The sequence below is a fragment of the Kitasatospora sp. NPDC094015 genome (assembly GCF_040304075.1).
GTDB lineage: Bacteria > Actinomycetota > Actinomycetes > Streptomycetales > Streptomycetaceae > Kitasatospora.
This window is the reverse complement of the sequence record NZ_JBEOUL010000001.1, coordinates 504,599-523,661: the sequence shown is the minus strand read 5'-3', so window position 1 is coordinate 523,661 and position 19,063 is coordinate 504,599. Positions and strand designations below refer to the sequence as shown.

Sequence of the window (19,063 nt, the reverse complement as noted above, 5' to 3'; positions counted from 1 at the left end):
CACGGCAGTAGGAGCTGAAGCAGCAGTGGCAGTGGCACGACGCCGACTCGACGCGGAGCTGGTCCGCCGCAACCTGGCCCGTTCGCGGGAGCACGCCAGCGAGCTGATCGCGGCCGGTCGGGTGACGGTCGGCGGCGCCACCGCGACCAAGCCGGCCACCCAGGTGGAGACCTCGGCCGCGGTGGTGGTGGCGAAGGACGACAGCGACCCGGACTACGTCTCGCGCGGCGGCCACAAGCTGGCCGGGGCGTTCGCCGCCTTCGTCCCGCAGGGCCTGGTGGTCGAGGGCCGCCGCGCGCTCGACGCGGGCGCCTCCACCGGCGGCTTCACCGACGTGCTGCTGCGGACCGGCGCCGCCCACGTGCTGGCCGTGGACGTCGGCTACGGCCAGCTGGCGTGGTCGCTGCAGAGCGACGAGCGGGTCACCGTGATGGACCGCACCAACGTGCGCGAACTGAGCCTGGAGCTGATCGGCGGGACGGCGGTCGACCTGGTGGTGGGCGACCTCTCGTTCATCTCGCTCGGCCTGGTGCTGCCGGCGCTGGCGGGCTGCTGCGCGCCCGACGCGGACCTGGTCATGATGGTCAAGCCGCAGTTCGAGATCGGCAAGGAGCGGCTCGGCAGCGGCGGTGTGGTGCGCAGCCCCCAGCTGCGGGCCGAGACGATCCGTCAGGTGGCGGCCCAGGCCTGGGAGTCGGGTCTCGGGGTGCGGGCGGTGACCGCGAGCCCGCTGCCGGGGCCGTCCGGCAACGTCGAGTACTTCCTGTGGCTGCGCCGCGGCGCGCCGCCGTTGGATCCGGCCGAGGCGGACCGGGCCGTGGAGGAGGGCCCCCGATAGGGTGCTCGGCAGACGTCCGAACGCCGCGCGCAGGGCCGCGGCCGGGACCGGCTCAAGGGCGAACCGGCAGACGTGAGGGAGAGGGCAGCGGGCATGAGTGACGGACGTACGGTCTTCCTGATCGCGCACACCGGACGGGAGGCCGCGCTGCGCAGCGTCGAGGCGCTGGTCCACGGCCTGCTGAAGGCCGGGATCAGAATCCGGCTGCTGGCCTCGGAGGCGGTCGACCTCGACCTGCCGGAGGGCGTCGAGCGGGTGACCGGTGGCCCGGGGGCGGCGGCCGGCTGCGAGCTGATCCTGGTCGCGGGGGGCGACGGGACGCTGCTGCGCGGTGCCGAGCTGGCCCGCGAGTCCGGGCTGCCGATGCTCGGCATCAACCTGGGCCGGGTGGGCTTCCTGGCGGAGGCGGAGCGGGACGACCTGGCGGTGGTGGTCGAGCGGGTGGTCGACGCCGACTACGAGGTCGAGGAGCGGATGACGATCGACGTCCTGGTGCGCACCAACGGCGACGTGGTGCACGAGGACTGGGCGCTGAACGAGGCGTCGATCGAGAAGGCGGCCCGGGAGCGGATGCTCGAGGTGGTGACCGAGGTGGACGGCCGCCCGGTCTCCAACTTCGGCTGCGACGGGGTGGTCTGCGCGACGCCGACCGGTTCGACGGCGTACGCCTTCTCCGGCGGCGGTCCGGTGGTGTGGCCGGAGGTGGAGGCGCTGCTGATGGTGCCGATCAGCGCGCACGCGCTGTTCGCCCGGCCGTTGGTGACCTCGCCCGCGTCGGTGCTGGCGGTGGAGGTGCAGCCGAAGACCCCGCACGGGGTGCTCTGGTGCGACGGCCGGCGTTCGGTCGAACTCCCGGCCGGGGCGCGGGTGGAGGTGCGCAAGGGCCGGATCCCGGTCCGGCTGGCGCGGCTGCACCGGGCCCCGTTCACCGACCGGCTGGTGGCCAAGTTCGCGCTGCCGGTGACGGGTTGGCGCGGGCGTTCGCAGACCCGCTGACCGGATGGGTGTCGATCGGCTTCCTGGCGCCGTGGTCCGATAGGGCGTCAGGAAGCTCACCCGGTGGCGGTGTTCAGGCGGCGGACGGGGCGTCCTGCGCCGTTCCGCCGTAGCCGCCCCGGGCGGCCTGGGCGGCGGCCTCGGCCAGCCGGGCCACCGCCTCCGGGGCGGCGGCGGGCGGCACGGTCAGCGGGATCCGCAGGTAGTCCTCGAAGGCGCCGTCCACGCCGAACCGCGCGCCGGCCGCCAGCCGGACGCCGGTGCGCTCGCCGGCCCGGGCGAGGGCGGTGCCGGACACCCCGCCGGTGGCCAGCCAGAGCGCCAGGCCGCCCGGCGGCATCGCGAAGCTCCAGCCGGGCAGCTGCCGGCCGAGCTCGCCGGCCAGCGCCTCGGCGCTGGCGCGCAGCCGTTGGTGCTGGTGCGCGCGGACCTCGGGCAGCCGGTCGGTGAGCAGGGCGGCGGCGATCAGCTGGTCCAGCACCGGGGTGCCGATGTCGCTGAACGCCCGGTTCGCGGCCAGTTCCCGGACCAGGGCGGGGGCGGCGCGCAGCCAGCCGATCCGCAGTCCGCCCCAGAACAGCTTGCCGGCCGAGCCGACGGTGACCACCTGCGCCGAGCGGTCCAGCGCGGCCAGCGGCCGTGGGAGGGCGGAGTCCGGTACGCCCCAGCCGAGTTCGGCGGTGGTCTCGTCGACCAGCACGGTGGTGCCGGCGGCCCGGGCGTCGGCCAGCAGGTGCCGGCGCTGCTCCTCGTCGATCAGCGCGCCGGTGGGGTTGTGGAAGTCGGGGATCACGTACGCCAGCCGGGGGGCGGCGCCGCGCAGCACCCGCTGCCAGTCGCCGTGGCTCCAGCGGGTGGGCCCGGCGGGGCCGTCGGGGCGGGCCAGCGGGACGGGGACCAGCCGGGCGCCGCCCCGGCGCAGCGCCTGCAGGGTGTGGGCGTAGCTGGGGGCCTCGACGGCGACCCGGTCGCCGCGGCCGAGCAGGGCGCGGCGGGCCAGGTGGAGGGCGCCCATCGCGCCGGTGGTGATCAGGATCTGGTCGGGGGTGGTGGGCAGTCCGCGGTCGGTGAAGCGGCGGGCGACGGCCTCCCGGAGCACCGGGACGCCGGTGGGGTAGTGGCCGTGCCCGGCGGCGTAGGCGGGCAGTTGCTCCAGGGCGCGGGCGGCGGCCTCGCCGAGGTACGGCTGCGGGGCGGGCAGGGCGGCGACGCCCAGGTCGACGGTGTCGGGCTGGTCCGGCGGGACGGGGTGCAGGGCGTCGGTGGGCGGCCGGCTGCCCTCGGGCAGGGTGGTCCAGCTGCCGGCGCCGCGGCGGCTGTGGAGGTAGCCCTCGGTGCGCAGGGCCTCGTAGGCGGCGGCGACCGTGGTGCGGCTGACGCCGAGCTCGGCGGCGAGTTCCCGTTCGGCGGGCAGCCGGGTGCCGACCGGGAGCCGGCCGTCGGCGACCAGGGCGCCGATCCGGTCGGTCAGGGTGCGGTAGGCCGTCGGGCGTCCGGGGCGGTCGGGTACGCGGGCGGTGCGCAGCAGCCGGGCGAGGGCGGGCGGGGTGAGGGTGCTGTGCCAGTCGGACATCGCTACCGGTCCACTTTCCTCGGATTGGCCCTGTGACGGCTTCGGGTGGCCCTTCCATGATGGCAGTGCGGCCCGCTCGGGCGTCAAGCACTTCGTGTGGTGGAGGAGATCCCATGACCATGACCGCTCCCAGACCGGCCTGGTCCACCGACGCGCCCGCGCGGCGCTTCGGCCAGCTGCTGGTCGGGCTGGTGCTCTACGGGACGAGCATGGCGCTGATGCTGCGCGCCTCGCTCGGCGCCAACCCCTGGGACGTCCTGCACCAGGGTCTGAGCAAGCACCTGGGGCTGAGCGTGGGCGCCTGGGTGACCATCACCGGCGCCTGCGTGCTGCTGCTGTGGATACCGCTGCGGCAGCGGCCCGGGGTGGGCACGATCGGCAACGTGCTGGTGCTCGGCGCCGCGATGGACCTCACCCTCGGCCTGGTCGACGCGCCCGGCGCGCTGCCCGCCCGGGTGCTGCTGCTGGCCACCGGGATCGTGCTGAACGGACTGGCCACCGGCCTCTACATCGGGGCCCGGCTGGGCCCCGGCCCGCGGGACGGCCTGATGACCGGGCTGCACCGGCGCACCGGGCGCTCGCTGCGGCTGATCCGCACCGGGATCGAGCTGGTGGTGCTGCTGGTCGGCATCACCCTCGGCGGCACCTTCGGGGTCGGCACGGTGGCGTACGCGCTGGCCATAGGCCCGCTGGCGCAGTTCTTCCTGCGCTGGTGCACGGTCCCGGCGCCGGCCGCGGCGGGAGCGCCCGAAGCCGCCCGGAAGGGATGAACTTGGGCATCCGACCCCGCCGCTCGTCGCGCGGTGTGGGCAGAACCTCGTAAGGTCGTCTCCGTGTTGGACGAGATGCGGATACGAGATCTTGGTGTCATCGACGACGCCGTGGTCGAACTGGCACCGGGATTCACCGCCGTGACGGGCGAGACCGGTGCGGGCAAGACCATGGTGGTGACCAGCCTCGGCCTGCTGCTCGGCGGCCGGGCCGACCCCGGGCTGGTGCGGCGGGGCGCGGAGCGGGCCGTGGTGGAGGGTCGCCTCACGCTGCCCGCCGGCTCCCCGGTGGTCGCGCGCGCCCTGGAGGCCGGCGCCGAGCTGGAGGACGGTGAGCTGCTGGTCAGCCGCACGGTCTCCGCCGAGGGCCGCTCGCGCGCCCACGTGGGCGGCCGCTCCGTCCCGGTCGGCCTGCTCGCCGAGCTCGGCGAGGACCTGGTCGCCGTGCACGGCCAGACCGACCAGCAGCGGCTGCTGCGCCCCTCCCGGCAGCGCGGCGCGCTGGACCGCTACGCGGGCGAGCACGTCGCCGAGCCGCTGGCCCGCTACCGCGAGACCTACCGCCTGCTGCGCGAGGTCACCACGACCCTGGCCGAACTGACCACCCGGGCCCGCGAGCGCGCCCAGGAGGCGGACCTGCTGCGCTTCGGCCTGGACGAGATCGCCGCCGCCGAGCCGGTGGCCGGCGAGGACGCCGAGCTCGCCGCCGAGGCCGAGCGACTCGGCCACGCCGACTCGCTCTCCTCCGCGGCCACCCTGGCGCACGCCGCGCTGGCCGGTGACCCCTCCGACCCGGAGGGGGTGGACGCGGGCACCCTGGTCGCCCAGGCCCGCCGCGCCGTGGACGCGGTCCGCCACCACGACGAGCGCCTCGCCGCCCTCGCCGACCGGTTGAACGAGGTCGGCTACCTGCTCACCGACGTGGCCGGCGACCTGGCCGGCTACGCGGACGACCTGGACGCCGACCCGGTCCGGCTGGCCGCCGTCGAGGACCGCCGGGCCGTGCTCGTCCAGCTGCTGCGCAAGTACGCCGGCCCCGAGGGCACCCTGGCCGAGGTGCTGGCCTGGGCCGAGGCCGGCGCCGTCCGGCTGCTCGAGCTGGACGGCGACGACGAGCGGATCGACGAGCTGGGGGCCCGCGAGGGCGCGCTGCGCACCGAACTGGCCGCGCTGGCCGCCGAGGTGTCCGCCGCCCGGTCCGCCGCGGCCGACAAGTTCGCCGCCGCGGTCTCCGCGGAACTCGCCGAACTCGCCATGCCGCACGCCCGGGTGACCTTCGCGATCAGCCGGACCGAGGACCCGTCCGGGCTGGAGGTGGGCGGCCGCACGGTCGCGTACGGCTCGCACGGCGTGGACGAGGTCGAGGTGCTGCTCGCGCCGCACCCGGGCGCGCAGCCCCGGCCGATCGCCAAGGGCGCCTCCGGCGGCGAGCTGTCCCGGGTGATGCTTGCGGTCGAGGTGGTCTTCGCCGGGGCCGACCCGGTGCCCACCTACCTGTTCGACGAGGTCGACGCCGGCGTCGGCGGCAAGGCGGCGGTGGAGATCGGCCGCCGGCTGGCCAAACTGGCCCGCAGCGCCCAGGTCGTGGTGGTCACCCACCTCCCGCAGGTGGCCGCGTTCGCCGACCGGCACCTGGTGGTGGAGAAGACCAACGACGGCACCGTCACCCGCAGCGGCGTCAAGGCGCTCACCGACGAGGAGCGGGTGCGCGAACTCTCCCGGATGCTGGCCGGCCTGGAGGACTCCGAGCTGGGCCGGGCGCACGCCGAGGAACTGCTCGCCGCCGCCCGCGCCCCGCGCACCGGCTGACGCACCGCCCGACCCCGGCCCGGTCGACACCCCTGACCAGGGCCGGGGAGACCGTCCGGCCCCGGACGCACGCCCATCGGCGACGCGCCCGCAGGCCCGGCCGACTGTCCAAGCACCCGCCCGACCTGGCATGGTGGCGGCTGGACATTGGCTTTCCAGTCCCGAGCGCCGTCCGGGGGCCACAGCCTTCGGCGGCGTGAGTCGAGTGATCGAGTCGGAGCGAGACGACGTGGAGCATTCCGCCACCCGGGGCACCGCGGCCGCCCAGGAATCGGGGCAGCTGCAGGTGGTGCTCGTCCTGTCAGCCGCCACGGGCGGCATCGGAGCGCACGTCCGCTCCCTCGCCCAGGGCCTGGTCGCGCACGGGGTCGGGGTGACGGTCTGCGCGCCGGCCGGCACCGACGAGCTGTTCGGCTTCTCCCGGGCCGGGGCCCGGTTCCACCAGGTGGAGATCACCCCGACCGCCGGCGCCCGCAGCGACGCGGCCGCGATCGGGGAGCTGCGCCGGGCCTTCACCGGCGCCGACGTGGTGCACGCCCACGGCATGCGGGCCGGCCTGCTGGCCGACCTCGCGCTGCGCACCGCGGGCCGCTTCCCGGGCCTGCGCCCGCAGACCCCGCTGGTGGTCACCTCGCACCACGCGATGCTCTCCACCGGGATGGAGCGCCGGCTCCAGCGGCTGCTGGAGCGCCGGGTGGTGCGCGCCGCCGACCTGGTGCTCGGAGCCTCCTCGGACCTGGTCGCCCGGGCCCGCGAGCTGGGCGCCACCGACGCCCGGCTCGGGCCGATCGCGGCCCCGCCGATCCCGCCCGGCGAGCTGGACCGGACCGCCGCCCGGGCGGCGCTGCTCGGGGACCGCGCGGAGCGCCCGGTGGTGCTGGCGGTCGGCCGGCTGGTGCCGCAGAAGTCCTTCGGGCTGCTGCTGGACGCGGTCCGCCGGCTGACCGGCCCCGAGCCGCTCATCGTGATCGCCGGCGACGGCCCGGAGGCCCAGCAGCTGCGCGAGCGGATCGCCGCCGAACGGCTGCCGGCCGAGCTGCTCGGCTACCGCACCGACGTGCCCGACCTGCTGGCCGCCGCCGACGTGGTGGTGCTCAGCAGCCGCTGGGAGGCCCGCTCGCTGGTGGTCCAGGAGGCCATGCGGGCGGGGGTGCCGGTGGTGTCCACCGCCGTCGGCGGGATCCCCGAACTGGTCGGCGACGCGGCCCTGCTGGTGCCCTACGGCGATGCGGCGGCGCTCGCCGAGGCGCTCGGCGAGCTGCTGTCCGAGCCCAAGCGCCGGACCGAACTCGCCGAGGCCGGCCGCCAGCAGGCGGCCACCTGGCCGGACGAGGCCGCCACCGTGGCGCAGGTGCTGTCCACGTACGACGAGCTCGTCCAGCGCGGCTGACCGCCCGCCGCCGGGCCCGAGCCGGCGGTCAGCGGGCGGCCCCGGTGGTGCGCGGGTCCGGCTGCGGGGAGAGGTAGGCGCCGGCGGCGGCGGAGAGCCGCAGCGCGGTGTCGATCAGCGGCACGTGGCTGAACGCCTGCGGGAAGTTGCCCACCTGGCGCTTCTCGCGCGGGTCCCACTCCTCGGCGAGCAGGCCGAGGTCGTTGCGCAGCGACAGCAGCCGGTCGAACAGCTCCCGGGCCTCGCCGACCCGGCCGATCATCGCCAGGTCGTCGGCCAGCCAGAACGAGCAGGCCAGGAACGCCCCTTCGTGCCCGGACAGCCCGTCGACGTTGTTGCCCTGGTCGTCGTGGGTCGGGTAGCGCAGCACGAAGCCGTCCTCGGTGGACAGTTCGCGCTGGATCGCCTCGATGGTGCCGATCACCCGCTTGTCGTCCGGCGGCAGGAAGCCGACCTGCGGGATGAGCAGCAGCGAGGCGTCCAGCTCCTGGCCGCCGTAGTACTGGGTGAAGGTGTTGCGCTCGGCGTCGTAGCCCTTCTCGCAGACCTCGCGGTGGATCTCCTCGCGCAGCGCCAGCCAGCGCTCCAGCGGGCCTTCGGCGGGGCTCTGCTCGATCAGCTTGATGGTCCGGTCGACCGCGACCCAGGCCATCACCTTGGAGTGCACGAAGTGCCGGCGCGGGCCGCGCACCTCCCAGATGCCCTCGTCCGGCTCGCGCCAGTGCTGCTCCAGGTACGTGATCAGCTTCAGCTGGAGCTGGTGCGCGTGGTCGTTGCGGACCAGGCCGGTCATGTGGCCCAGGTGCAGGGCCTCGACCACCTCGCCGTAGACGTCCAGCTGGAGCTGGCCGGCCGCGCCGTTGCCGACCCGGACCGGGGTGGAGCCCTCGTAGCCGGGCAGCCAGTCCAGCTCGGACTCGGTCAGCTCGCGCTCGCCCGCGATGCCGTACATGATCTGGAGGTTCTCCGGGTCGCCGGCGACGGCGCGCAGCAGCCACTCGCGCCAGGCCTTGGCCTCCTCGCGGTAGCCGGTGCGCAGCAGCGAGGAGAGGGTGATCGCGGCGTCCCGCAGCCAGGTGTAGCGGTAGTCCCAGTTGCGCTCGCCGCCGAGGTCCTCGGGCAGCGAGGTGGTGGGGGCGGCGACGATGCCGCCGGTGGGGGCGTAGGTGAGTCCCTTGAGGGTGATCAGGGAGCGGACCACGGCCTCCCGGTAGGGGCCCTGGTAGGTGCACTGGGCGACCCAGTCGTGCCAGAAGCGGGCGGTCGCGGTGAGCGCGTCCTCCGGGTCGGGCGCGGCGGGCGCGGCGAGGTGCGAGGCCTGCCAGGTGAGGGCGAAGGCGATCCGCTCGCCCTCGTCGACGGTGAAGTCGGCGTAGGTGGTGAGGTCGCGGCCGTAGGTCTCGGCCTGGCCGTCCAGCCAGACCGAGTCCGGTCCGGCGACGGCGACCGTGCGGTGGCCGCCGTCGGCCTGCTCGACCCGGTGCACCCAGGGCACGATCCGGCCGTAGCTGAAGCGCATCCGCAGCGCCGAGCGCATCCGGACCCGGCCCTTGACGCCCTCCACGATCCGGATCATCTGCGGCACGTCCGGGGTGCCGAGCAGGTGCCGGGGCGGCATGAAGTCGATCACCCGGACGGTGCCGCCCTGGGTGTCCCACTCGTTCTCCAGGATCAGCGAGTCGCCGCGGTAGCGGCGCCGGTCGCTGGGCAGCGCGGGGGCGGCGGCGGTGACCGGCGGGACCCGCAGGTCGCCGGTGTCGGTGAAGGCGTCGGACGGCTGCGGCGGGGTCGAGGGGGCGCCCACCGGCTCGGCCGGGCCGATCCGCCAGAACCCGTGTTCATCGGTCCCCAGCAGGCCGGCGAAGACCGCCGGCGAGTCGAATCTGGGCAGGCAGAGCCAGTCGACCGCGCCGTCCCTGCTGACGAGCGCGGCGGTCTGCATGTCTCCGATGAGTGCGTAGTCCTCGATACGGCCGGCCACGTGGTTCTCCAGTTCGCAAGATGTGCTCGGCGACGACCGACGGCGGAGCGCGAGGTCTGCGGGGCCGGAGTGCTCGTGGCCGGGCACCGTGCGAGGCCCCTGGGGGTGGAGGGACTCGTGGGGTGTCCGCACGGGGTCCGATGGGGCCCCCGGGGCGAGCGAGCTGAACTGGTACGGGAGGTTTCCGGTCGCGCATCGGGGACCGAGAGGCGCCGTCCGGACCCCCTCGCCCTCCGCGTGCTCTGCTGTCGGCGATGCGTCCGTGCAGGATACGTCGAGTGGCCGGGCGGGGGCACGCGGAGCGGCTCCCGTCCGGACGCACTCACACCAATAGATCAACAGTGACGTGGAGCGGGGCAGCAGGAAATCACCCGGTCCGGCCATCCGGAGATGATCCTTCCGGGCCATCCGGGTGGCCCGGTGCCACCGGGCCCGGACGCGCCCGGGGCGACCCCGCGGGGCGCGCCGGAGCCTCGCCGAACGCGTGCCGTCCGGGGCACTGATACCCTGGTATCCCGTGGACTGGTGGGAAAAACCACCCCGGATCCGCCGACTCGACGACCCCGCCGGGCACCCCGGCCGAGCATCGTCCCCCGTCACCGGGGGTCCGCTCCTCGTCGGTACGGACGGCGGAGCAGTCGGGTGAGCCCTCCACCGAGTCACTTCGACACGCGACCCACGGGAGCCCCCTCTTGGCACAGCCCCATTCCGGCAAGGCGGCCAGCAGCCGCGCCGTGACGACCAAGCACCTCTTCGTCACCGGGGGTGTCGCCTCTTCGCTCGGCAAGGGCCTCACCGCCTCCAGCCTCGGTGCGCTGCTCAAGGCCCGCGGCCTGCGCGTGACCATGCAGAAGCTCGACCCGTACCTCAACGTGGACCCGGGCACCATGAACCCGTTCCAGCACGGCGAGGTGTTCGTCACCGACGACGGTGCCGAGACCGACCTGGACATCGGCCACTACGAGCGGTTCCTGGACACCAACCTGCACGGCTCGGCGAACGTCACCACCGGCCAGGTGTACTCGACGGTGATCGCCAAGGAGCGCCGCGGCGAGTACCTGGGCGACACCGTCCAGGTGATCCCGCACATCACCAACGAGATCAAGTCCCGGATCCGCCGGATGGCGACCGAGGACGTCGACGTGGTGATCACCGAGGTCGGCGGCACCGTCGGCGACATCGAGTCGCTGCCGTTCCTGGAGGCGGTCCGCCAGGTCCGTCACGAGGTCGGCCGGGAGAACGTCTTCTTCGTGCACGTCTCCCTGCTGCCGTACATCGGCCCCTCGGGCGAGCTGAAGACCAAGCCGACCCAGCACTCGGTCGCCGCCCTGCGCAACATCGGCATCCAGCCGGACGCCATCGTGTTGCGCGCCGACCGCGAGGTGCCGCAGGCCATCAAGCGCAAGATCTCGCTGATGTGCGACGTGGACGAGGAGGCCGTGGTCGCGGCCATCGACGCCAAGTCCATCTACGACATCCCGAAGGTGCTGCACGGCGAGGGCCTGGACGCCTACGTGGTGCGCCGCCTCGACCTGGCCTTCCGGGACGTGGACTGGACCGTCTGGGACGACCTGCTGCGCCGGGTCCACGAGCCCCAGCACATCGTCAAGGTCGCGCTGGTCGGCAAGTACATCGACCTGCCCGACGCCTACCTCTCGGTCACCGAGGCGCTGCGGGCCGGCGGTTTCGCCAACAACGCCCGGGTCGAGATCAAGTGGGTGACCTCGGACGACTGCCTGACCCCCGAGGGCGCGCAGGAGCAGCTCGGCGACGTGGACGCGATCTGCATCCCCGGCGGCTTCGGCGACCGCGGTGTGGACGGCAAGGTCGCCGCCATCACCTACGGCCGGGAGAACCGGATCCCGCTGCTGGGCCTGTGCCTGGGCCTGCAGTGCGTGGTCATCGAGGCGGCCCGCAACCTGGCCGGCCTGCCCGAGGCCAACTCCACCGAGTTCGACGCGGCCGCCAAGTACCCGGTCATCTCCACCATGGCCGAGCAGCTGGCGATCGTGGACGGCAAGGGCGACCTGGGCGGCACCATGCGGCTCGGCCTCTACCCGGCCAAGCTCGCCGAAGGCTCGATCGTCCGCGAGGTGTACGGCGGCGAGCAGTACGTGGACGAGCGCCACCGCCACCGCTACGAGGTCAACAACGCCTACCGCGCCGACCTGGAGAAGACCGGCCTGCAGTTCTCCGGCCTGTCCCCGAAGGGCGACCTGGTGGAGTACGTCGAGTACCCGCGCGAGGTGCACCCCTACCTGGTCGCCACCCAGGCGCACCCGGAGCTGAAGTCGCGTCCGACCCGCCCGCACCCGCTGTTCGCGGGCCTGGTCGCGGCCGCGATCAAGATCAAGACCGACGCCCGCTAGGGCCGGTGCTGCCGGACGGCGGCCGTACGGGATCCCCCGTACGGCCGCCGTTCTGTTGTCGCGCCCCGGCTCCGATGGCATAGATTGTGTCGTACTGACGAAAAGGGGAGTCGTGATGACCGAGGTGCAGCAGCAGATCCGGGACCTGGAGGAGCAGTGGCCCGTCCGCTCCAGCGAGACCCCGTTCCAGGGCAGGGTCACCGGCGTGCGGACCGACGAGGTGCTGATGCCCGACGGCAGCTACGCCCGCCGTGACTACCAGACCCACCCCGGCTCGGTCTCGGTGCTCGCGCTGGACGAGCACCAGCGGGTGCTGATCCTGCGCCAGTACCGCCACCCGGTCCGCCAGCGGCTGTGGGAACTGCCCGCCGGCCTGCTCGACGTGCCGGGCGAGAACCCGCTGCACGCCGCCCAGCGCGAGCTGTACGAGGAGGCCCACTGCAAGGCCGGCGAGTGGCGGGTGCTGGTCGACTTCTACACCTCGCCCGGCGGCACCGACGAGGCGCTGCGGCTCTTCCTGGCCACCGACCTGGCCGAGGTCGAGGGCGAGCGCTACGCCGCGCACGGCGAGGAGCTGGAGATCGAGACCGCCCGGGTGCCGGTCGAGGAGCTGGTCCGGCTGATCCTGGCCGGCGGCCTGCACAACCCCACCCTGATCACCGGCACCCTCGCGCTGTACGCGGCGCTCAACGGCCCGGGCCTGGCCTCGCTGCGGCCGGCCGAGGCGCCGTGGCCGGCCCGCCCGTTCGACGCCGCCTGAGCCCGGCACCACCCCGCGCGGGCGGCGGCACGGTCGGCGGTCCGGCCGGTGGTTGATCCGGCGGGGTGATTTGCCGGTTGGTACTACCGCTGCGGCTCGGCTCGGCGCCGTGCTCGAACTACGCTTCGCGGACAGGGTCTGCTGGGCGACTGGTCGGGAGTGGCGCAGGTGGCGAGGAAGACGGCGACGATGGACGCACCGCCCACCGAGGCCGAGGTGCGCGACCGCCTCCCGGCGGGGGCGGCGCCGTTCGCCGGGCGCCGCACCGAACTGGCCGCGCTGGCCACCGCCGCCGCCCGGACCGTGCCCGGCCGCGGCCGGCTGGTGGTGCTGGCCGGCCGGCCCGGCTCGGGCCGCACCTCGCTCGCCGTGCAGTACGCGCGCTCGGTCGCGGCGGACCACCCGGACGGGCTGCTGTTCGCCCGGATGTCCGCACCGGACGGCAGCCCGGTGCCGCCCGGCCGGGCCGCCCGCCGGCTGCTGGAGCAGCTGGACGCGGTGCCCGCGGGGCTGCTGCCGGCCGACCCGGCCGCCGAGGACCCGGCCTGCGCGGCGCTGCGCACGGCACTCGCCGGCCGCAAGCTGCTGGTGCTGCTGGACGAGGTCCGCGAGGGCGCCCAGCTGCTGCCGCTGCTCACCGAGGAGCCCGGCTGCCTGGTGCTGGCCACCACGGCCGGCCCGCTCACCGGCATCGACGCGATCGACCCGGTGATCCTCGGCGGCCTCGACCAGGGCGCCGCCGTGGACCTGCTCGGCGAGCTGATCGGCGGCACCCGGATCAGCTGCGACCCGGTCGGCGCCGCCGACCTCGCCGAGGCCTGCACCTCCCGCCCCGCCGCGCTGCGCCTGGTGGCCGGCCGGCTGCGCGCCGACGCCCGTGCCTCGGTCACCGACGCGGCCGCCGAGCTGGCGCCCGCCGTACCCGCCGCCGCCCCGCAGGCGCCGAAGTCGCGCGGCGCCACCAAGCCCCGGGGACGCGGCCCGGCGGCCGACCGGCGGCAGGCCAGGGAGCTGCTCCCGGCCGAGCCCGTACCGGTCGCGGACACCGATCCGCTGGTGGCCGCGTTCGGCCTGGTCTACCGCTCGCTGCCGGCGCCGGCCGCCCGGATGCTGCGGATGCTGACCCTGGCGCCCACCCAGACCGCAGACCTGCGGACGGCGTCCGCACTGGTCGGCTGCCCGGCCCCGGAGGCCGGCACGGTGCTGGAGAAGCTCGCCGCGCTGGAGCTGCTGGAGCGCGAGCCGGCCGCCGCCGACGGCACCGAACGCTACCGGGTGCCGGGCCGGCTGTACCCGCGGCTGGTCGAGCTGCGCTCGGAGCAGGACCGCCCGGCGGAGGTCGAACTGGCCCGCGCCCGGCTGCTGGAGCGGCTGGTCCGGCTGGTCGACTCGGCCCGGCTGCTGCTGGACCGCACCGCCGGTGGCAACCCCGACCCGCTGCCCGGCCCGCTGCGCCTGCGCACCCCCGCCCAGGCGGCCGGCTGGCTGGCCGAGGAGCGGGACCAGCTGCTGGACGCCGTCCGGGACGCGATCGGGCAGGGCGACCTGGACGGCTCCGCGGGCCGGCTGGTCACCGCCCTGCTGCGGGCCCTGCCGCTGACCGGCGCCGCCGCCCCGGCCGACCTCTACCAGCTGCACGAGCTGGTGCTGCGGGTGGCCGAGCGGCAGCAGGCCCCGCGCCGGGCCGCCGCCGCGCTGCTCAACCTCGGCGACCTGCAGGCCGCCGAGGGCCACTGGCCGCAGGCCGAGGAGCAGTACCGGGCGGCCCTGGACCGGGCCCGGGCGGCCGGCGACGAACCCGCCTGCGCCCGCGCCCTGGAGGGGACGGCGGGCTGCCACCGGGCGCTCGGCGACCCGGTCCGGGCGGCCGACTGGTACGGCCGGGCGCTGGCACTGCGGCAGAGCCTCGGCGAGCCCAGGGCCGAGGCCCGGCTGCTGGTGCGCACGGCCGAGGCGCACACCGCGCAGCGCCGCTTCGACGAGGCCGGGCGGGAGTACCGGGCGGCCGTCGCGGTGCTGCGCCGGCTGGGCGAGGAGGAGGCCGCGGCAGCCCTCTCGCAGGCCCTGGAACGCCTGCGGCGACTGGTCGACGGTGAGGGCATCGTCCAGGTTTCGGAGTAATGTCTGGAGTGGGTGATTTACCCCACGTTGACACCTAGATCGTGATGCAAGCCTACGAAACTGCCAATGTGTCCGGCAGATTTATTCACTTTGGAAGGCTGACGGATCCGCTGGGCTTCATTACACTCGACAGCAGTCGCGCAGCGATCCGTGCCCCGGCGTGTCCCGGAGGCTTCCCCGTGCGCGTCGCCCGCCGGTCTTCCCCGGCCGGGACCCCCAGGTAAGAGGGACGTGTTTAGCCGTGAAGGTCGGCATCCCCCGCGAGGTCAAGAACCACGAGTACCGCGTGGCCATCACGCCTGCCGGCGTGCATGAGCTGGTCCGCAACGGCCACGAGGTGTTCATCGAGGACAACGCCGGTGTCGGCTCCTCGATCCCGAACGAGGAGTACGTGGCCGCGGGTGCCACCATCCTCCCCACCGCCGACGAGGTCTGGGCCACCGCCGACCTGCTGCTGAAGGTCAAGGAGCCGATCGCGCAGGAGTACCACCGCCTGCGCAAGGGCCAGACCGTCTTCACCTACCTCCACCTGGCGGCCGACCGCGCCGGCACCGACGCCCTGGTCGCCTCCGGCACCACCGCGATCGCGTACGAGACCGTGCAGCTCGCCAACGGCGCCCTGCCGCTGCTCGCCCCGATGTCCGAGGTCGCGGGCCGGCTGGCCCCGCAGGTCGGCTCGTACCACCTGATGCGTCCGGCCGGCGGCCGCGGCACCCTGCCCGGCGGCGTGCCCGGCACCCACCCGGCGAAGGCGGTCGTCATCGGCGGCGGCGTCTCCGGCTGGCACGCGGCCACCATCGCCATCGGCATGGGCTACGACGTGACCCTGCTGGACCGCGACATCAACAAGCTGCGCGAGGCCGACAAGATCTTCGGTACGAAGATCAAGGCCATCGCCTCCAACTCCTTCGAGCTGGAGAAGGCCGTCATCGAGGCCGACCTGGTGATCGGCGCCGTGCTGATCCCGGGCGCCAAGGCCCCGAAGCTGGTCACCAACGAGCTGGTCTCCCGGATGAAGCCGGGCTCCGTGCTCGTCGACATCGCGATCGACCAGGGCGGCTGCTTCGAGGACTCCCGGGCCACCACGCACGCCGAGCCGACCTTCCAGGTCCACAACTCGGTCTTCTACTGCGTGGCGAACATGCCGGGCGCCGTCCCGAACACCTCCACCTACGCGCTCACCAACGCGACGCTGCCCTACATCGTCGAGCTGGCGAACCGCGGCTGGAAGGAGGCGCTGCGCCGGGACGCCTCGCTGGCCAAGGGCCTGAACGTGCACGAGGGCCAGATCACCTACGGCGCCGTAGCCGAGGCCTTCGGCCTGGAGTCGGTCTCGCTGGACAGCGTCCTCGCCTGACCCGCAGTCCGTCCGTCACGCCCCCGGCCCGCTCCCCTCGGGCCGGGGGCGTTCGGCATGCCCTCGGCCGGCCGCGGTGCTCCGGGGCGGGTGACCGGGTGGTGACCCCGGGATGTCAATTTATGTGCAACATGTCACCCGCCCTGTGGAGCAGGTCTTCTGACCGACCCTTCCGGAACCGCCGAGGTCCGCAGAAACGTTAGGGTCACAAGCCCGGACATCCCTTGACAGGGACCGTCCCGACGGCCGACACATCCGGCCCACTACCGTGGATTGTGTTGCTGCGAACGCCCGAAACGGCCTAGAGTCGCAAACCGTCGGCTAGCTGCCACGCTGACGAATCGACTTAGAGTCCGGGAAACCCAAGGAGGTAAGACGACTTGTGAATGAGTCGACATTTGCTCCCGGGGGTGGTCAGCCAGGACTGGCGGAGCACACTGCCGGACAGTCGAACGAGGAGCTCACCGCCCGGCAGGCCGCGGTGGGCACGGTGGAGGTCGGCTCGGTAGCGGTCCGCACCTTCGAGGCGCGCCAGCAGGCCGCCGCGGCCCCCGCCGACCTGGACGCGGAGTTCGCGGCCTACGGTCTCGCCTACAGCGAGCTCGGCTACGGCCCGTACGACGACCCGGACGCCGAGTACGAGCCGGACCCGGAGTACGCCGCCACGCTGGCCCCCGACGCCGCGCGCCAGCGCCGCGAGCGGGTCGGCCCCACCGGCCGCCCGCTGCCCTACTTCCCGATCCCCGCGCCGCTGGCCGAGCACGGCCCCGCGCAGATCATCGCAATGTGCAACCAGAAGGGCGGGGTCGGCAAGACCACCTCGACCATCAACCTGGGTGCCGCGCTGGCCGAGTACGGCCGCCGGGTGCTGCTGGTGGACTTCGACCCGCAGGGCGCGCTCTCGGTCGGGCTGGGCGTCAATCCGATGGAGCTCGACGTCACCGTCTACAACCTGCTCATGGAGCGGGGCCTGACGGCCGATGAGGTGCTGCTGAAGACCGCCGTCCCCGGCATGGACCTGCTGCCCTCCAACATCGACCTGTCGGCCGCCGAGGTGCAGCTGGTCAGCGAGGTGGCCCGGGAGTCCGCGCTGGCGCGGGCGCTGAAGCCGCTGCTGCCCGACTACGACTACGTCATCATCGACTGCCAGCCCTCGCTGGGCCTGCTGACGGTCAATGCCCTGACGGCGGCTCACAGCGTCATCGTCCCGCTGGAGTGCGAGTTCTTCGCGCTGCGCGGTGTCGCGCTGCTCACCGAGACCATCGAGAAGGTCTGCGAGCGGCTCAACCCCGACCTGCGGCTGGACGGCATCCTCGCCACCATGTACGACTCCCGCACCGTGCACAGCCGCGAGGTGCTGGCACGCGTGGTGGAGGCCTTCGGCGAGCACGTCTTCCACACCGTCATCGGCCGCACCGTGCGGTTCCCGGAGACCACCGTGGCCGGCGAGCCGATCACCACGTACGCCACCAACTCGGTCGGCGCCGCCGCCTACCGCCAGCTCGCCAGGGAGGTGCTCGACCGGTGCCGCCCCGTCGAGTGAGTCTCCCGGGGGCCGACGAGCTGTTCCGGGCCACCGGGGGGATGGCCCTGTCGCCCTCCCTCAGGTCGGCCGAGGCTTCGGCGGCCCGAGCGGAGACCGCCCGAGCGGCCGAGGCGGCCAGGAAGGCCGAGGCGGGCCCCGGGCCGGCCGAGGTGCCCGCGGCCCGTCCGGAGCCGGCCGCAGGCCCCGCGGAGGCCGCCACGGGCCCCGCCCGGCACGCCGGCACCGAGGACCAGGCCGCCGAGGCCAACCGGCGCCCCCGCCAGCGCGGCCGGGGCGCCCGGCGCCCGACCGGCCGGGAGCGGCACGACGAGAAGATCACCGTGTACGTCTCCGCCGAGGAACTGATGGACCTCGAGCACGCCCGGCTGGTGCTGCGCGGGGAGCACGGGCTGGCGGTCGACCGCGGCCGGGTGGTCCGCGAGGCCATCTCGGTGGTCCTCGCCGACCTGGAGCAGCGCGGCGAGGCCAGCATCCTGGTGCGGCGGCTGCGCGGGCGCTGAGCGCCCGCGGGCGGCGTGTCGCGGCCCCCGGCGCGGACGACCGCCCGGGTCCGCGCGAAGATGGACCGCCATGTCCAGCACCGCCGAACCCCAGCAGCGCACCACCCCCGAGCCCGCCGCGGCCGACGGACGCGGCGGCTTCCGGGTGCGGCTGGACAACTTCGAGGGCCCGTTCGACCTGCTGCTCAGCCTGATCGCCAAGCACAAGCTGGACGTCACCGAGGTCTCGCTGTCCACCGTCACCGACGAGTTCGTCGCCCACATCCGGGCGATGGGCCCGGACTGGGACCTGGACGCGGCCACCGAGTTCCTGGTGGTCGCGGCCACCCTGCTCGACCTCAAGGCCGCCCGGCTGCTGCCCGCCGCCGAGGTCGCGGACGAGGAGGACCTGGCCCTGCTGGAGGCCAGGGACCTGCTCTTCGCCCGGCTGCTGCAGTACCGCGCGTACAAGGAGGCGGCCGCCCGGTTCGCCGAGCGATGGGCCGCCGAGCTGTGCCGGCGCCCCCGGACGGTGGGCCTGGAGCCGCGGCACGCCGCCCTGCTGCCCGAGGTGGTGCTCTCCGTCGGGCCGCGGCGGCTGGCCGAGCTCGCGGCGCGCGCGATGACCCCGCGGCCGAAGCCGGTGGTCTACGTCGACCACATCCACACCCCGCCGGTCAGCGTCCGCGAGCAGGCCGCGGTGGTGGTCGACCGGCTGACCGCACTCGGCGAGGCCACCTTCGAGCGGCTGGTCGCGGACGCCGGGAACACCCTGGTGGTGGTCGCCCGCTTCCTCGCGCTGCTGGAGCTGTACCGGGAGAAGGTGCTGGACTTCGAGCAGCCCGAGGCGCTCGGGGAGCTGCGGGTGCGCTGGATCGCGGAGGCCGACCGGCAGGTGGAGGTCACGGACGAGTTCGACCGCCCGCCCGGGGAACCGGAGCAGCGGGACGCGGCGGGCGGCACCGCCGCGGGGGACACGGTGCGGAAGGACGGTGGGCAGCGGTGAGCGACGAACGGTCCGGGCAGCCCCGGCGGGCGCTCGGCCTGCCCGGCCAGGCGCGGCCCGAGGAGTGG

Annotated in this window: 14 protein-coding genes; 12 read left to right on the top strand and 2 right to left on the bottom strand. The window is 74.6% G+C overall.

All coding sequences use genetic code 11. The annotated features are described in order from the left end of the window. Positions 1-31 precede the first annotated feature (31 nt). Positions 32-838: a TlyA family RNA methyltransferase gene (locus ABT014_RS02295; protein ID WP_350635923.1), complete on the top strand. Its 807-nt coding sequence runs from the start codon at positions 32-34 to the stop codon at positions 836-838. Positions 839-931: 93 nt separating this feature from the next. Then, positions 932-1,834 carry an NAD kinase gene (locus ABT014_RS02290; protein WP_350635920.1) on the top strand — a complete coding sequence of 301 codons (903 nt, stop codon included), beginning with the start codon at positions 932-934 and terminating at the stop codon, positions 1,832-1,834. Between the two features lie 73 nt (positions 1,835-1,907). Here the strand turns inward: ABT014_RS02290 and yczR are convergent, their stop codons facing one another. Continuing rightward, on the bottom strand, positions 1,908-3,407 hold the full coding sequence (yczR, locus tag ABT014_RS02285; protein WP_350635917.1) for a MocR-like transcription factor YczR: 1,500 nt from the start codon (positions 3,405-3,407) through the stop codon (positions 1,908-1,910). Between the two features lie 119 nt (positions 3,408-3,526). Here yczR and yczE point away from each other — a divergent pair, with 119 nt between their 5' ends. The 3 genes from yczE (at position 3,527) to ABT014_RS02270 (ending at position 7,376) form a co-directional block, all read left to right on the top strand. Further along, the gene (yczE, locus tag ABT014_RS02280) at positions 3,527-4,177 is read left to right on the top strand and encodes a membrane protein YczE (protein WP_350635914.1); all 651 of its coding nucleotides are present in this window, start codon (positions 3,527-3,529) and stop codon (positions 4,175-4,177) included. A gap of 75 nt (positions 4,178-4,252) precedes the next feature. Continuing rightward, positions 4,253-5,986 (top strand): DNA repair protein RecN, encoded by a 1,734-nt coding sequence (recN, locus tag ABT014_RS02275; RefSeq protein ID WP_350636007.1) that lies wholly within the window; start codon positions 4,253-4,255, stop codon positions 5,984-5,986. Between the two features lie 229 nt (positions 5,987-6,215). Beyond that, positions 6,216-7,376 (top strand): glycosyltransferase family 4 protein, encoded by a 1,161-nt coding sequence (locus ABT014_RS02270; RefSeq protein ID WP_350635911.1) that lies wholly within the window; start codon positions 6,216-6,218, stop codon positions 7,374-7,376. A gap of 28 nt (positions 7,377-7,404) precedes the next feature. On the opposite strand, the gene ABT014_RS02265 is transcribed toward ABT014_RS02270, so the two are convergent. Continuing rightward, positions 7,405-9,357 carry a glycoside hydrolase family 15 protein gene (locus ABT014_RS02265; protein WP_350635908.1) on the bottom strand — a complete coding sequence of 651 codons (1,953 nt, stop codon included), beginning with the start codon at positions 9,355-9,357 and terminating at the stop codon, positions 7,405-7,407. 692 nt (positions 9,358-10,049) lie between these two features. Between ABT014_RS02265 and pyrG the strand changes: the two genes are divergently transcribed. The 7 genes from pyrG (at position 10,050) to ABT014_RS02230 (ending at position 18,995) form a co-directional block, all read left to right on the top strand. Further along, positions 10,050-11,726, top strand: coding sequence for a CTP synthase (gene pyrG, locus ABT014_RS02260; RefSeq protein ID WP_350635905.1), 1,677 nt, complete (start codon positions 10,050-10,052; stop codon positions 11,724-11,726). Between the two features lie 115 nt (positions 11,727-11,841). Next, the gene (locus ABT014_RS02255; protein ID WP_350635902.1) at positions 11,842-12,486 is read left to right on the top strand and encodes an NUDIX domain-containing protein; all 645 of its coding nucleotides are present in this window, start codon (positions 11,842-11,844) and stop codon (positions 12,484-12,486) included. Between the two features lie 189 nt (positions 12,487-12,675). Further along, positions 12,676-14,607 carry a tetratricopeptide repeat protein gene (locus ABT014_RS02250; protein ID WP_350635899.1) on the top strand — a complete coding sequence of 644 codons (1,932 nt, stop codon included), beginning with the start codon at positions 12,676-12,678 and terminating at the stop codon, positions 14,605-14,607. Between the two features lie 241 nt (positions 14,608-14,848). Beyond that, positions 14,849-15,964 carry an alanine dehydrogenase gene (gene ald / locus ABT014_RS02245; protein ID WP_350635896.1) on the top strand — a complete coding sequence of 372 codons (1,116 nt, stop codon included), beginning with the start codon at positions 14,849-14,851 and terminating at the stop codon, positions 15,962-15,964. A 481-nt stretch (positions 15,965-16,445) separates the two neighbouring features. Continuing rightward, entirely contained in the window at positions 16,446-17,507 is a 1,062-nt protein-coding gene (locus tag ABT014_RS02240; protein WP_502894809.1) for a ParA family protein, read from the top strand. Next, entirely contained in the window at positions 17,504-18,010 is a 507-nt protein-coding gene (locus ABT014_RS02235; protein WP_350635890.1) for a hypothetical protein, read from the top strand. Before ABT014_RS02240 ends, ABT014_RS02235 begins: the two co-directional genes overlap by 4 nt. A gap of 70 nt (positions 18,011-18,080) precedes the next feature. Continuing rightward, positions 18,081-18,995 carry a segregation and condensation protein A gene (locus tag ABT014_RS02230; protein ID WP_350635887.1) on the top strand — a complete coding sequence of 305 codons (915 nt, stop codon included), beginning with the start codon at positions 18,081-18,083 and terminating at the stop codon, positions 18,993-18,995. Positions 18,996-19,063 lie beyond the last annotated feature (68 nt).

What these genes read in the sequence shown, in the direction of transcription:
- yczR (WP_350635917.1), bottom strand. Translation starts at nt 3,407, where the DNA reads ATGTCCGACTGGCACAGCACCCTCACCCCGCCCGCCCTCGCCCGGCTG.
- ABT014_RS02255 (WP_350635902.1), top strand. Translation starts at nt 11,842, where the DNA reads ATGACCGAGGTGCAGCAGCAGATCCGGGACCTGGAGGAGCAGTGGCCC.
- recN (WP_350636007.1), top strand. Translation starts at nt 4,253, where the DNA reads ATGCGGATACGAGATCTTGGTGTCATCGACGACGCCGTGGTCGAACTG.
- ABT014_RS02230 (WP_350635887.1), top strand. Translation starts at nt 18,081, where the DNA reads ATGTCCAGCACCGCCGAACCCCAGCAGCGCACCACCCCCGAGCCCGCC.
- yczE (WP_350635914.1), top strand. Translation starts at nt 3,527, where the DNA reads ATGACCGCTCCCAGACCGGCCTGGTCCACCGACGCGCCCGCGCGGCGC.
- ABT014_RS02290 (WP_350635920.1), top strand. Translation starts at nt 932, where the DNA reads ATGAGTGACGGACGTACGGTCTTCCTGATCGCGCACACCGGACGGGAG.
- ABT014_RS02250 (WP_350635899.1), top strand. Translation starts at nt 12,676, where the DNA reads ATGGACGCACCGCCCACCGAGGCCGAGGTGCGCGACCGCCTCCCGGCG.